The 13,815-nt window shown below is 44.7% G+C and carries 10 protein-coding genes; 8 read left to right on the top strand and 2 right to left on the bottom strand.

The features are described from left to right. Position 1: 1 nt before the first annotated feature. From ligA to GM612_RS04770, 8 genes are all read left to right on the top strand, one after another. Complete coding sequence (gene ligA, locus GM612_RS04735; RefSeq protein WP_425500331.1) at positions 2 to 2,053, top strand: NAD-dependent DNA ligase LigA; 2,052 nt, start codon at positions 2 to 4, stop codon at positions 2,051 to 2,053. Continuing rightward, a complete protein-coding gene (locus GM612_RS04740; RefSeq protein WP_155431230.1) occupies positions 2,053 to 3,192 on the top strand; it encodes a CamS family sex pheromone protein in 1,140 nt (379 codons plus the stop codon). Before ligA ends, GM612_RS04740 begins: the two co-directional genes overlap by 1 nt. Positions 3,193 to 3,334: 142 nt before the next feature. Then, positions 3,335 to 3,643, top strand: a complete 309-nt coding sequence (gatC, locus tag GM612_RS04745) for an Asp-tRNA(Asn)/Glu-tRNA(Gln) amidotransferase subunit GatC (protein WP_155431231.1) — start codon at positions 3,335 to 3,337, stop codon at positions 3,641 to 3,643. A 6-nt stretch (positions 3,644 to 3,649) separates the two neighbouring features. Further along, positions 3,650 to 5,119 carry an Asp-tRNA(Asn)/Glu-tRNA(Gln) amidotransferase subunit GatA gene (gene gatA, locus GM612_RS04750; protein WP_155431232.1) on the top strand — a complete coding sequence of 490 codons (1,470 nt, stop codon included), beginning with the start codon at positions 3,650 to 3,652 and terminating at the stop codon, positions 5,117 to 5,119. Next, positions 5,119 to 6,540, top strand: coding sequence for an Asp-tRNA(Asn)/Glu-tRNA(Gln) amidotransferase subunit GatB (gene gatB, locus GM612_RS04755; RefSeq protein ID WP_155431233.1), 1,422 nt, complete (start codon positions 5,119 to 5,121; stop codon positions 6,538 to 6,540). The genes gatA and gatB overlap by 1 nt, the downstream gene beginning before the upstream one ends. Before the next feature lie 29 nt (positions 6,541 to 6,569). Then, positions 6,570 to 7,598, top strand: coding sequence for a diacylglycerol kinase (locus tag GM612_RS04760; protein WP_155431234.1), 1,029 nt, complete (start codon positions 6,570 to 6,572; stop codon positions 7,596 to 7,598). A gap of 83 nt (positions 7,599 to 7,681) precedes the next feature. Beyond that, positions 7,682 to 9,061, top strand: coding sequence for a 23S rRNA (uracil(1939)-C(5))-methyltransferase RlmD (gene rlmD, locus GM612_RS04765; protein ID WP_155431235.1), 1,380 nt, complete (start codon positions 7,682 to 7,684; stop codon positions 9,059 to 9,061). Between the two features lie 326 nt (positions 9,062 to 9,387). Next, entirely contained in the window at positions 9,388 to 10,917 is a 1,530-nt protein-coding gene (locus GM612_RS04770; protein ID WP_155431236.1) for a gamma-glutamylcysteine synthetase, read from the top strand. Positions 10,918 to 10,996: 79 nt separating this feature from the next. Here the strand turns inward: GM612_RS04770 and GM612_RS04775 are convergent, their stop codons facing one another. Together GM612_RS04775 and GM612_RS04780 are read right to left on the bottom strand one after the other, a co-directional pair. Continuing rightward, on the bottom strand, positions 10,997 to 12,334 hold the full coding sequence (locus GM612_RS04775) for an APC family permease (RefSeq protein ID WP_155431237.1): 1,338 nt from the start codon (positions 12,332 to 12,334) through the stop codon (positions 10,997 to 10,999). A gap of 110 nt (positions 12,335 to 12,444) precedes the next feature. Then, positions 12,445 to 13,803 (bottom strand): gluconate:H+ symporter, encoded by a 1,359-nt coding sequence (locus GM612_RS04780; protein WP_155431238.1) that lies wholly within the window; start codon positions 13,801 to 13,803, stop codon positions 12,445 to 12,447. Positions 13,804 to 13,815: the final 12 nt, after the last annotated feature.

Genomic DNA, 13,815 nt, shown 5'->3' on the forward strand with positions numbered 1-13,815 from the left:
TATGATGAGCGAACCATCGATCGATAAGATGACCAAGCGAGAAGCTGAAAAACTAGCCAACGAGTTACGACCAGTTCTACGTGCATGGGGCGAGGCGTATTACAGCGAGGACGCACCTAAAGTTGAAGATGCAGTATATGACCAAAAATATGCGCAACTCGTGGCAATCGAAACTAAGTATCCGGACCTGATCACGCCTGATTCACCAACTCAAAATGTGGGTGGTTCCGTTTCAACAGATTTTGCTAAGGTCAATCATGATATTCCGATGCTTTCTTTAGGAGATGTTTTCTCAAAGGAAGAGTTGGCTGATTTTGTGGATCACATTACCGAAAATGAAGCGGGAACTTACAACTGTGAACTGAAGATCGACGGGCTCGCAATCTCACTAAGGTATGAACATGGCCATTTAGTTCAGGGTTCGACCCGTGGAAATGGTCAAATTGGTGAGGATATTACGGCTAATCTGAAAACGATTCCGTCAATTCCAACCGAATTGAAGCGGCCGCTTACGGTTGAAGTGCGTGGTGAGTGTTACATGCCTAAAGCTTCATTCATTGAATTAAATAACAAGCGGGATGCGGAGGGTAAACCAGTCTTTGCGAACCCGCGAAATGCGGCGGCCGGCAGTTTGCGGCAGCAGGATCCACGGGTGACTGCAGCGCGAAAGTTAAGTACTTTCATGTATAACGTGGCCGATTTTGATCCGTTAACGACCCGAACGCAAAGCGGGTTACTAACGGAATTGGCTGAATTAGGATTTACAACTAATCCAACCAACCGCGTGGCTCATAACATGGAAGAAATTGATGCTTACATTGATGAATATACTGGCCAACGCGATGATCTTGCTTATGGTATCGATGGAATCGTAGTGAAGGTAAATGCCTTACCTGTTCAACGTGAAATGGGAGCGACAGTTAAAGTTCCTCGCTGGGCGATCGCCTATAAGTTTCCACCAGAAGAGGCTGAAACAGTGGTTCATCAAATTGAATGGACCGTTGGCCGGACAGGGGTTGTCACACCAACCGCAATCATGGATCCAGTCCAATTGGCAGGTACGACGGTTTCACGTGCCTCCTTACACAACCCGGATTACCTGAACGAAAAGGGCATTCGTCTTGGGGATACGGTGATGCTGCATAAGGCCGGCGATATCATTCCAGAGATCTCAAATTACGTTGCCAATAAACGTCCAGCTGACAGCGTACCATACGTAATTCCAACGCATTGTCCGTCCTGCGGTGCCACCCTAGTGCATTTAGACGAGGAAGTCGCTTTACGGTGTATCAATCCGCGTTGTCCAGCTCAATTAGCCGAGCAGATGACCCACTTTGCTTCCCGGAATGCCATGAATATTGATGGACTGGGTCCAAGGATCATCGCGCAGCTCTTCAGCAAACACTACGTTGAAGATGTCGCCGACCTGTACAATTTAACCTTTGATCAATTGATCACGCTAGATAAATTTGGTGAGAAATCTGCTAATAATTTATTAAATGCACTTGATAATAGTCGCAATAATTCCCTAGAACGCTTATTATTTGGTTTAGGGATCCGTCACGTTGGTAATAAAGCGGCGCGGTTGATTGCTGCTCATTTCAATACGATGGCAAACGTAATGGCCGCTGGTCAAGAAGAGATTGCTCAGATCGACTCCGTTGGCGATACGATTGCTGACAGTATCGTGACCTACTTTAGTAATGCCGGTGCCCGCGAACTGATCAGTGAATTGGAAAGTCGCGGTGTCAATATGGCTTATACTTCAGGTCCAAGTGATCAGAAAGCAGCTCCTGAGGGTTTCTTCAGTGGCAAGCGGGTAGTTTTGACTGGTAAATTAACCCAAATGACGCGTGGTGAGGCTAGTGAATGGCTAACAGCTCACGGTGCTACCGTTACTAGCAGCGTCTCGAAGAAGACGGATCTTGTGATAGCAGGGACCGATGCCGGCAGTAAGTTGACTAAGGCTCAAAACCTGGACGTTAACGTTTGGGATGAGAATCAGTTTGCGACCGAAATGGCAGATCAGTCTGAAGATGGAGGAACGAATTAATGAGACGATTTAATACACTGTTTGTGGTAGCACTTTGCAGTCTGTTCTTAGCAGCCTGTGGTAATTTAGGTAGTTCTAGCGGGACGAGTGGGACCACAACAAGTAAGGGTACCCAATTGACCGGTCAAGCTGCCTCGGGTGATTACCAAAGTGTGATCAAGAACGGTCGTTACGTGACTAGCAAGTCACGGGGTGTGAACGTGTCTCAAAACGACAATCAGTATAATTTAAAGAGTTTTGAAAGTGGCTTGCTGACAGTGTCAAAGAAGGTCTATTCACCTAGCAAGTACATCTTTGAAGAGGGTCAATACCTAAGCACGAACACGGTGCAAAACTGGTTGGCACGTAAGTCCAAGTCTAACCCAACTGGTTTGAATCCAGTTAATAATGGAAAGACTGGGGCCAATACCCGTAATCCCATTTATTTACAGCAAATGGAAGAGCAGGACTACATGAAGCAAAACGGTAAAAAATTGACCCTTTCAGGGGTTACGATCGGTTTAGGCTTAAATTCCATTGATTACTATCAAAAGCAGAATTATGGGGCGACGTATGAGACGCATATCAGTAATGCCACGATTCAAAGAGAAGGCCGTCAGATTGCTAATCAAGTGTTAGCAAGGCTACGTAAAAAGGCCGCTTTAAGAAACGTGCCAATTACGATTGCACTGTATAAACAGGCATCAGACGACAGCCTCGTTGGTGGTAATTTCTTCTCCTATTCGGTCAATCGGGGCAGTTCGACTTCTGTTGGATCGTGGAAGGCCATCAGTGAGAAAAACTACGTCTACCCAACCACATCATCCAGTTCGTCCACAGGAAACTCTAATGATGAGAGCTCATTTGAAAACTTTAAGACTCAGATTCAAAATTATTTCCCTAATTTGAGTGGTGTAACTGCTCAGGCGCACTATGTTGACCATCAGCTTTCAGGAATGAATGTCAGCATTACCACGCAATTTTATAGTGAAACAGAAATTATTAGTTTTACCCAGTATCTGCAACAGGCAGCTCAGAAATACTTACCTTCTGGTGCGCCAATTGACATCACGGTCAAGTCGGCTGAAGGGGTTCAAAGCTTCCTAAGTCGTGATCAGGGCGAAAAGAAGTTTACTTCTCACGTTTTTGACAGTTACTGACATTTAAATGGAAGAACTAAAATAGCACCGGTCTCTCTTTAGAAACCGGTGCTATTTATGGTCGGAATGTGTTAGAATATTTGATGTGTATCGTAAAAATTTTATGAAGAATTCCAGATTACTTGTGAAAGAGGGAAACTTGATGGCAAGTCGAATTGATCAAGACCAAGTACAACACGTTGCGTCATTAGCTAAATTAAGTTTAAGCGATGATCAATTGAAGTACTTTACCACCCAATTAGATGAAATTATTGGGCTATTTGAAACGTTAAACGAAGTCGATACAAAGGGTATTGAACCAACTTCTAGCGTCAGTGACCAAATCAATGTGATGCGTGAAGACGTTGCGGACAATTGGGGTCAAAGCAAAGCCTTATTGGCGAATGCACCCGATGCCGAAAACGGCTATATTAAAGTGCCAGCAATTATTGATGAAAGTGAGGATGAGTAAAGACCGATGAATTATTTCGAAAAGGATCTCGCGTCGCTTCACGATGATTTAGTGGCTAAAAAGATCAGTGTGACCGAGCTAGTCAACGCAACCTATGACAACATCGAGACCACCGATTCTGATGTTAATGCTTTTTTAACACTAAACAAGCAGGTAGCTTTGAAGAAGGCTGCTGAATTAGACGAAAAGGGTATTGATTCTGATAACCCTTTGTCTGGTATTCCGTTGGCCATTAAAGATAATATCGTGACCAAGGGCTTGACCACAACGGCAGCTTCTAGAATGTTGGAAAACTTCGTGCCCGTCTATGACGCTACAGTGATCGAGCACTTAAATAGTCAGGGCGCAATCAACATTGGTAAAACCAACATGGATGAATTTGCCATGGGTGGTTCAACCGAGAACTCTGCCTTTAAGACCACTAAAAATGCTTGGGACTATAATCGCGTGCCCGGTGGTTCATCAGGTGGTTCTGCAGCCGCAGTCGCTTCTGGTGAAGTTATCGCTGCTCTAGGTTCTGATACTGGTGGTTCGATTCGTCAGCCTTCATCATTTAACGGGATCGTTGGCATGAAGCCAACGTATGGTCGAATTTCTCGTTGGGGCTTGATTGCCTTTGCATCAAGCCTAGACGAAATCGGTCCAATGACACGAAACGTCAAGGATAACGCGATTTTATTGTCAGCAATTGCTGGGCATGACGACCATGATTTGACCACTTCAACTAAGAAAGTTCCTGATTTTGCGGCTGAATTAAACGCTCAAACCAGTGTGAAGGGCATGAAGATTGGTCTGCCAAAAGAATATTTAGGTGAAGGGGTCGATCAAGATGTGAAGGATGCCATTTTAGCTGCCGCCGATAAGTATCGTGAACTTGGTGCCACGGTTGATGAAGTTTCTTTGCCTCATAATAAATATGGTGTGGCAGCATACTACATCATTGCAAGTTCTGAAGCTTCTTCAAATTTGCAGCGGTTTGACGGTATTCGTTACGGCCATCGTTCCAAGAATATTCACAACTTGGACGACGTTTACATTAATTCACGGACTGAAGGCTTCGGTGACGAAGTTAAGCGGCGGATTATGCTGGGAACCTTCTCGCTTTCTGCTGGCTTCTATGATGCGTACTTCAAGAAGGCTGCCCAAGTTCGGACGTTGATCATTAACGATTTCCAAGCAGTGCTGAAAGACCATGACTTCATTATGGGACCAGTAGCACCAACGCCAGCGTTTAAGATCGGTGAAGAAATTTCCAACCCAATGACAATGTACATGAATGATATTTTGACCATCCCGGTTAACCTTGCGGGGTTGCCAGGGATGTCCATTCCGGCGGGCTTTTCAAACGGGATGCCGGTTGGCATGCAGCTGATTGGTCGCCCATTTGATGAAAGCACACTTTACAAAGCTGGTTATGCATTTGAACAAGCAACTGATTTTCATAAACAAACACCAAAACAAGGGGGCAAAAACTAATGAATTTTAAAACAACTATTGGACTTGAAGTCCACGTTGAGTTAAAAACCAATTCAAAGATTTTTAGCCCTTCCCCAGTTGAATTTGGTGATGAACCAAACGCCAATACCAACGTGATCGATTGGGGCTACCCTGGCGTTTTGCCGACCACCAATAAAGGAGTCGTTAAGAGCGGCATTATGGCTGCTTTAGCCCTTCACGCCCAAGTGGAACCACATCCGCATTTTGACCGTAAAAATTACTTCTATCCTGATAACCCGAAAGCTTATCAAATTTCGCAGTCTGATAAACCGCTGGCTCACGATGGTTGGATTGAAATCGAAGTTGACGGCGAAAAGAAGCGGGTCGGTATTGAAGAGATGCACATTGAAGAAGATGCCGGAAAGAACACCCATGAACGTGACTTTTCTTACGTTGATTTGAACCGTCAAGGCACACCGTTGATCGAAATCGTGTCGAAGCCTGAAATCAGTTCACCTGATGAAGCCTATGCTTATCTGGAAGCGCTGCGGCAACGAATCCAATTTACCGGGATTTCCGACGTGAAAATGGAGGAAGGCTCAATGCGTGTCGATGTTAACATCTCGATTCGTCCAGAAGGCCAAAAAGAATATGGTACAAAAACCGAGTTAAAAAACTTGAACTCGTTTAATTACGTGCGCAAGGGCCTTGCATTTGAAGAACAACGACAGCAGCGGGTCTTGATGTCTGGTGGCCAGATTCAACAAGAAACACGTCGGTTTGATGAAACAACTGGTCAAACCATTTTGATGCGTGTTAAGGAAGGTTCAGACGATTACCGTTACTTCCCAGAACCTGATTTACCAGCACTAAACATTAGTGAGGACTGGATCAACGAAATTGGCAGTGAAATGCCTGAAATGCCGGGAAGCCGTCGGGCACGTTACGTTAGCAAGCTGGGCTTGACCGACTATGATGCCATGGTTTTGACTCAAACAAAGGAAATGGCTGACTTCTTCGATCAAACCGTTGCGTTAGGTGCTGATCCTAAGTCCGCAGCTAACTACCTTCAAGGCGACGTTAACGCTTTCTTGAACGAAAAGCATGCCGATCTTCAAGATACTGATCTGACCCCGGCAAACCTGGCTGGGATGATCAACTTGATTACTGATGGCACGATTTCGACTAAGATGGCTAAAAAGGTGTTTAAAGCGATTACCCAAGGCAAAGAACCTAAAGCTTACGTTGAAGAAAAGGGCTTGATTCAATTATCGGATCCAGCTCAATTGCAACCAATTATTGATTCTGTTTTAGCGGATAATCAGCAATCGGTCGAAGACTTCAACAATGGTAAGGACCGGGCCGTTGGTTACTTAGTTGGTCAGATTATGAAACAGACCCATGGTAAGGCTAATCCGAAAGTAGTTAACCAGTTATTAATGGCTTCACTGAAGAAGTAAGCCAGACCGTTGAAATTGGAGGGAACACAATGCGTAAACGTGCGCGAGTGATTTACAATCCGTCTTCTGGTCGTGAGGCCTTGAAGAAGGATATGATCGACATTTTGGGCGTTTTTGAACAGGCAGGGTATGAAACCAGCGCCTTTGCCACTACGCCAGCGCCTAACTCTGCGCGTGATGAAGCTGAACGGGCCGCCCGTGAAGGCTTTGATTTGGTTGTTGCTGCGGGTGGTGATGGTACGATTAACGAAGTCGTTAACGGAATTGCCGGTCTGAAGAGACGGCCTAAAATGGCCATTATTCCTGCTGGGACGACTAATGATTACGCCCGGGCACTTAGAATTCCTCGAGAAGATCCATTGGCCGCAGCCAAAGTGGTGCTGAAAAACCAAACCATTAAGATGGACATCGGTGTCGCTGGCAAAAATTACTTTGTCAATATTGCTGGTGGTGGCCGCTTGACTGAGCTAACGTATGAGGTTCCTTCCAACTTGAAGACCTTATTTGGTTACTTAGCTTACCTTGTGAAGGGTGCCGAGTTACTTCCGCGCATTCGACCTTTCAAAGTGGATCTAAAGTATGACGGCGACGAGTACGTTGGCGAAGCTTCAATGTTTTTTTTGGCACTGACGAATTCAGTCGGCGGCTTTGAACAAATTGTGCCGGACGCTTCGTTAAATGATGGCAAGTTCACAATGATTATTGTGAAAACCAGCAACTTAGCAGAAATTTTGCACTTGCTGACACTTGTTTTGAACGGCGGCAAGCACGTTAACGATCCACGAATCATTTACCGCAAAGTTCGGAAGGTTGAAGCCAAGCCGCTTGAAGGGTCACGCATCATGATCAATCTGGATGGGGAATATGGTGGCGACGCACCAATGACTTTTGTGAATCTTAAGCAGCATATCGAAACTTACGCTAATCTGGATGCAATTCCGGATGCTGCGGTTGAAGAAGAAGATCCAGATCTCCTTGAAGCTGAACGAAAATTCCTTGCTGGTGTTCAAAAATTACCAGAGGACCAAGAGATTCAGCCTAAAGAAGAGAATAAATAAGCGTAACAGGTATGAATTAGAAAGGTTTTGCTGTATGATACTTAAGTCAGCAAAACCTTTTTTCAATATAGTAAGGAGATTTCATGAAAACAAAAGCACCAGTTACCAAAAATGAGACTTATACAGGTACGGTCATGGACCTGACCTACGAAGGCCTTGGCGTTGTCAAGATCGACAACTATTCATTATTCATCACCAATGCATTACCAGGTGAAAAGGTTAAATTTGTGGTCACTAAAGTTGGCAAGAGCTTTGGCTTTGGCCGTGTTTTAGAGCATTTGACCACGTCACCAGACAGAGCCGAGATTGATGCCAAAGATCGAAAACTCGCGCAAGCTGGCATCGCCCCGCTTCAGCACATGGTATACCCTGCACAGCTGCGGTTTAAACAGCATCAAATTGAATCACTTCTAGCTAAAAATAAACTCGATATTTCAGTTTCGAAAACGCTTGGTATGGACAAACCATATCATTATCGAAATAAAGCCCAGATTCCGGTTCGATTAGTGAACGGCCAACTCGAAACCGGATTCTACCGTCAACATTCACACAACTTGGTACCACTAACAGATTTCTATATCCAGGATCCTCGAATCGACCAAGCAATCGTGGTTGTCCGTGATATTTTGCGGCAGGAAGACATTTCGCCATACGATGAGAGAACTCACCGGGGAATTATTCGAAACGTGATGGTGCGCCAGAGTCACTACGAAGATGAAATGATGATCGGTCTGATCACCAATAGTCATACTTTGCCGCGCGCAAAAGAAATCGTAGCCCAAATTACGGAACAATTACCGCACGTCACCAGTATCATCCAAAACGTGAATAGTCGACCAACAAACGTTATCATGGGGCCAATCACCAACGTTTTGTATGGTGAACCAGTAATTCACGATTCATTATTAGGTAATCGTTTTGAAATTTCCGCGCAATCCTTTTACCAAGTTAACCCGGTACAAACGGAAAAATTATATCAACTGGCCATTGATCGTGCAGGTTTAACTGGCAATGAAACGGTTATTGATGCCTACTGCGGCATTGGTACGATTTCTTTAGCGATGGCTCGCCATGCCAAGGAAGTTTATGGTGTTGAAGTGGTTTCAACTGCGGTGGAAGATGCTAAGAAGAATGCGAAACTAAACGGTTTAACTAATTTGCAATTTGAAACCAACAAGGCCGAATATCAAATGGCAAAGTGGCAAGAACAAGGTTTAAAACCGGACGTGATTGTCGTTGACCCCCCTCGGAAGGGCTTAGATGAGACCTTAATCGAAAGTGCAACTGATATGCAGCCCAAAAAGGTGGTCTATGTGAGCTGCAATCCATCGACGTTGGTTCGCGACATTCAGCGTTTTGGCGAACGTGGCTACCACGTTACCGCACCGATTCAGCCTGTTGACCAGTTTCCACAGACGCCTCACATTGAATCTGTGACGGTTTTAGAAAAAGTAGCAAATTAAATTGGCGGCATTTCAGGGAATGTAAAGCGTAATCAGCACGCAAAGAAGGTTGAATTTCTGACTTCTTTGCGTGCTTTTTGGGTGTTCTAGACTGAAATGGGTTTGTAGATAATTCTTAGTGATTTTAAGCTTCCATCTTTCGACTTTAAGAATTAGTGTTGATTTACAACACCGATTGAAAATTGTTAATTTTACTTAGCTTTAAACCGATCACTAGCGGATAACTGAATATTATTTCATATTGATTATTTTTGATGCTTGATTACTCACTAGGTTTTAATCTATAATCAATTCAACACGAGCACATCACAACTGGGGGATCTCGGATGTTAGATAATCTATTGCACGTTATAAAAGAAGAAGACGTTAGTGAACAGTTGTACCATGGATTAATTGGGGTTGAAGTCGAGGAGAATCGAATTGACAAAGCTGGTCGAATGAGCCGTGAACCACACCCGCAAAGTTTAGGTTCCCGGACGTTTCATCCGTATCTGCAATCTGATTTTGCAGAGGCGCAAAGTGAAATCATTACGGATCCTAACCCAAATATTGGCGGTGTTTTGGATCAGCTTGATACGCTCCAAACGGTTCTGTACCGCTCTTTGCAGGGTGAGGATCGGATCTGGCCGTTAAGTATGCCACCCCGAGTTGACGCTGATGACATTGCATTTATTAAAGCTCATTTTGGGCGGCCTGCCTACGCTGATTATCGCAAATATTTGACGGTCAAGTACGGTGTGTGCCCTAAGATTATTACTGGTGTGCATTTAAATTACAGTATCCCTGATCCGGTAATCAACCGCCTTTACACACATTATCTAAAGGAATTTGAGACGGTAACTGAATTTCGGAATGCTTTGTACTTCCGGATGGCCCAGAATTTGGTGCTCAACCGATGGCTGATCACCTACTTATTTGGGGCTTCACCAATTGCAGAAAAGGGCTTTTTTGAACAGGTTCCAGAAGCACTAACTCAACCAGTCCGTAGCATTCGAAACAGTCACTTTGGGTATGCAAATCACCCTGAAGACGGTGTTGATGCAACGATTTATCAATCACTTCCGCACTTTGTTGATCGGCTGGAAAGCTTGATCAAAGCCAAGAAGCTGTATAATCAAGCAGAATTTTACGGTCCCGTCCGTTTGCGCGGTAACACGTTGTTAGCAGATGATTTGACTAAGGGCATTCGTTACTTGGAATTTCGATGCTTAGATTCGACTCCGTTTCATTCAAATGGTATCACTCGCCATGCCTTATACTTTATGAAATTATTCTTTATCTACGCTTTGGTAACGCCAGTTAATGATGAGCGTATTGATGCCGAACTATCTCAGGCCGAGGCAGACAATGAGCGAGTGGCACTTGAAAATCCCCTGGAACCCACTTTTAAGGCGAAAAGAGGTCTGCAAGTCTTCGATGACTTACGGGAGCTTGCCAAAACGCTAAACGCGCACAGTGAACAAATCAATGCCATTGATGATTTTGCTGAAGTTGTGACCCATCCCGAATTAACGCCCGCTGCCAAATTAATCAGTCATCTGGATGACAGTGGTAGCTTAATGACTTTTGGGGTTCGTAAAGCCACTGAGTGGAAGGCGCAACGTCTAGGAGCTGATCAACTACTACCGATGCTGTCACGGTTATCCGCACAGGCACAGGAGCTGGTTTTTCGAGCGATTCAGTTAGGCATACGTTACTACGCTGTTCGTGATGAAAATGGGGCAATTATGTTAATGCTGACTTTTAATGAACTAACACAGGTCATTGAAGCGGACAAAGTATCGGATGGATCAGCGACTGAGTATTTGAAGCATATGTTTCCTGATCTGCCGTTACCAGGAAAGTCGAAAAGTTAAGGTTTAATGAATTCAATTAAAAATGGTACCGTTACAAGTTGGGCCTTGGACCCACTCTGTAATGGTACCATTTCTGTTTTTAAGGTTTAGAATTGCTTTGCTTTTTGAAATGCTGATGATAGTAATATACGGGAACGCCAATACCGGTTAGAATCAAACCGGTGATTGCGAGTCCTGTCTGGGTCCATATCGTGACGATTAAAATAAAGAGGCCACCAAGAATGGCGATTGCAGGGATGACTGGGTAGCCGGGGACACGGTACGGCCGTTTCAGAGCCGGCTCACGCTGACGGAGGACAAAGAGGGCAATGAACAACATGACGTTAAAGATCCACATCACGAAGACCAGCATATCAGTCAGGGTGTCAAAAGAGCCCATGAACATCATAATAACCGCAATGATAAATTCAACCATGCCCGCAAAGTAGGGGACGTAGGTTCGACGAGAAATCTTTTTTAATTGACGACTGAAAGGCAGTGAATCTTCGGACGCCATTGCAAATGGTACTCGCATTCCCGTTAGAGTATAGCCATTGATCGCACCATACACAGAGATTAAGATTCCAATGGTGACTAATTTACCGCCCAGCGGACCAAAAATCAGTTGGGCCGTTTCCGAAGCAGTATTTTGATTTCCAGCAATTTGGTCAATTGGTAGACTTTTCAAGAAGACAAAGTTGACAAGTACGTAAATCAACATGATACATAAGAGTCCCAACACGATGGCACGTGGGAGATCTTTTTCTGGTTGTTTCATTTCTCCAGCGATGTTGCCAATATTGATCCAGCCATCGTAGGCAAACATCGTTGCCAGTAATCCGCCGCTAAAGGCAGTCCAGTAATTTAAGTGTGCACCGGCCGTGATAGGGATTAGGGACACTGAAGTATGAGCAGGTGCAAAAATGCCAAAGCCAACAATGAGCGCAATTGGAATCAGCTTAAAGACTAACGTGATCGACTGTAAGGCACCACCAACGCGGGCTCCCAAAAAGTTGATTAAAGTCAGGCTCAGGCCACACAGAATAGCGATTGGCAGGTGCCACATCAATGACAGGTGAAACAGGTTCAAAAACTGGGTGGAAAAGATGATCGATAGTGCAGCGATGTTAGCCGGATAATAGACTAACATTAAAGCCCAGCCCATTAAAAAGCCGGGTAACTTCCCGTAGGTGTACTCAATGTACTTGATTGCGCCCCCGGTTTTAGGAATTGCAGCAGCCAGTTCGGCAGCCGTTAACCCGGCACAAATTGTTAAGATACCCCCAAGGATCCAAGCTGCGAGGGTCATGCTCGACGACTTTGTTACTTCAACAACGCTGGCGACTTTAAAGAACACCCCACCGCCGATTACGGTCCCCATCACTGTTGATAGGGCGGTAAATAATCCAATATCGCGTTTTAAATGTGGCTCGCTCATGATAGAAAAATGCCGTCCTTCCGAATCCAATAGATATAAATTATAGCAAACAAAAACCCCAGTGACAACGCACTGGGGAAGGGTTTATGATTAGAAATCTATGATAATATTTAGTGGAAAAACATATTTAATATCATAACAATTATAATACCTACAACGGAGATCACCGTTTCAAGCACTGTCCAAATGGAAAGTGTCTGCTTTACAGTCAAATCAAAATATTCTCTAAACATCCAGAACCCGGCATCGTTCACGTGAGAAGCAGCAAGTGAACCAGCACCGATAGCAAGTACCATCAAAGCTGGATCGACACCAGAAGCTGACATTAGAGGTGCCACGATTCCGGCAGCCGTCAAAGCGGAGACGGTTGCGGAACCAAGAGCGACACGCAGTACAACGGCGACTAACCAGCCAAGGATCAATGGGCTAATACTTGAGTGGGTAAAGATCTTAGCAACTTCGGTACCAACACCACCATCAATCAGGACTTGTTTGAAGGCACCGCCACCACCAATAACCAACAGCAGCATGGCAATCGACTTCACGGCATTTTCAACGGTTGCCATGATATCTTTGGTTGCTTTGCCCCGGGCCCAGCCCATTGACCACATTGCAAAGAGCAGTGAGATCAACATCGCAATAGCAGGGTCACCGATTAGACTAATAATTTGATCCATCATTGAAGGATTGGCGGGCGTTTTGCCCCCGGTCATGGTCATCTTATAAATGGTCGTAATGGCCATCAAAAGAACTGGGAAGAGGGAAGTTAAGGTCGACATACCAAAACTAGGTTCTTCTTCTGGTGCCATTTCTTTAACTTCACCTAATGAACTCAAGTTTCCTTTTTGGGCAAATGCAGCTGGTGCGAACTTTTCTGCCAGCCGAGTAAAGAGTGGCCCAGCAATGTAAGCAGCTGGGATAGCAACAACTAAACCAAATAGCAGTACCTTACCATCATTGGCACCCAAGGCTGCCGCAATGGCAGTTGGTGCCGGGTGAGGAGGTAAGAATCCGTGGGTAACTGACAAAGCAGCAGCCATTGAAATTCCTAGGTATAGAACTGGCACACCGGCCTCAACAGCGATGGCAAAGACGATCGGAACTAACAAGACCATACCAACTTCGAAGAATAGCGCGATACCAATAATGAATGATGCAAGCATAATAGCTAATTGAAGTCGTTTCCGACCAAACTTATTGATCAGGGTCGTGGCTATTTTATGAGCCCCACCAGCATCGGCAACTAGCCGACCCAGCATGGCACCAAAGCCAAAGACCAGTGACAGCTCACCTAATTGACTCCCAATACCAGTTTCGATACTGGTGGCAATTTTGGTGAGGTTCATGCCAAGTAAAATGGCAGTTAAAACAGAAGTCATTATTAGGGAAACGAAAGTGTTCATTTTGAATCGAATGATCAAAATTAACAGGAATACGATCCCGATAATCAAAGCAATTATTTGTTCCATGATTAAACCCCT

The sequence above is a fragment of the Secundilactobacillus folii genome, from assembly GCF_009720675.1.
GTDB lineage: Bacteria > Bacillota > Bacilli > Lactobacillales > Lactobacillaceae > Secundilactobacillus > Secundilactobacillus folii.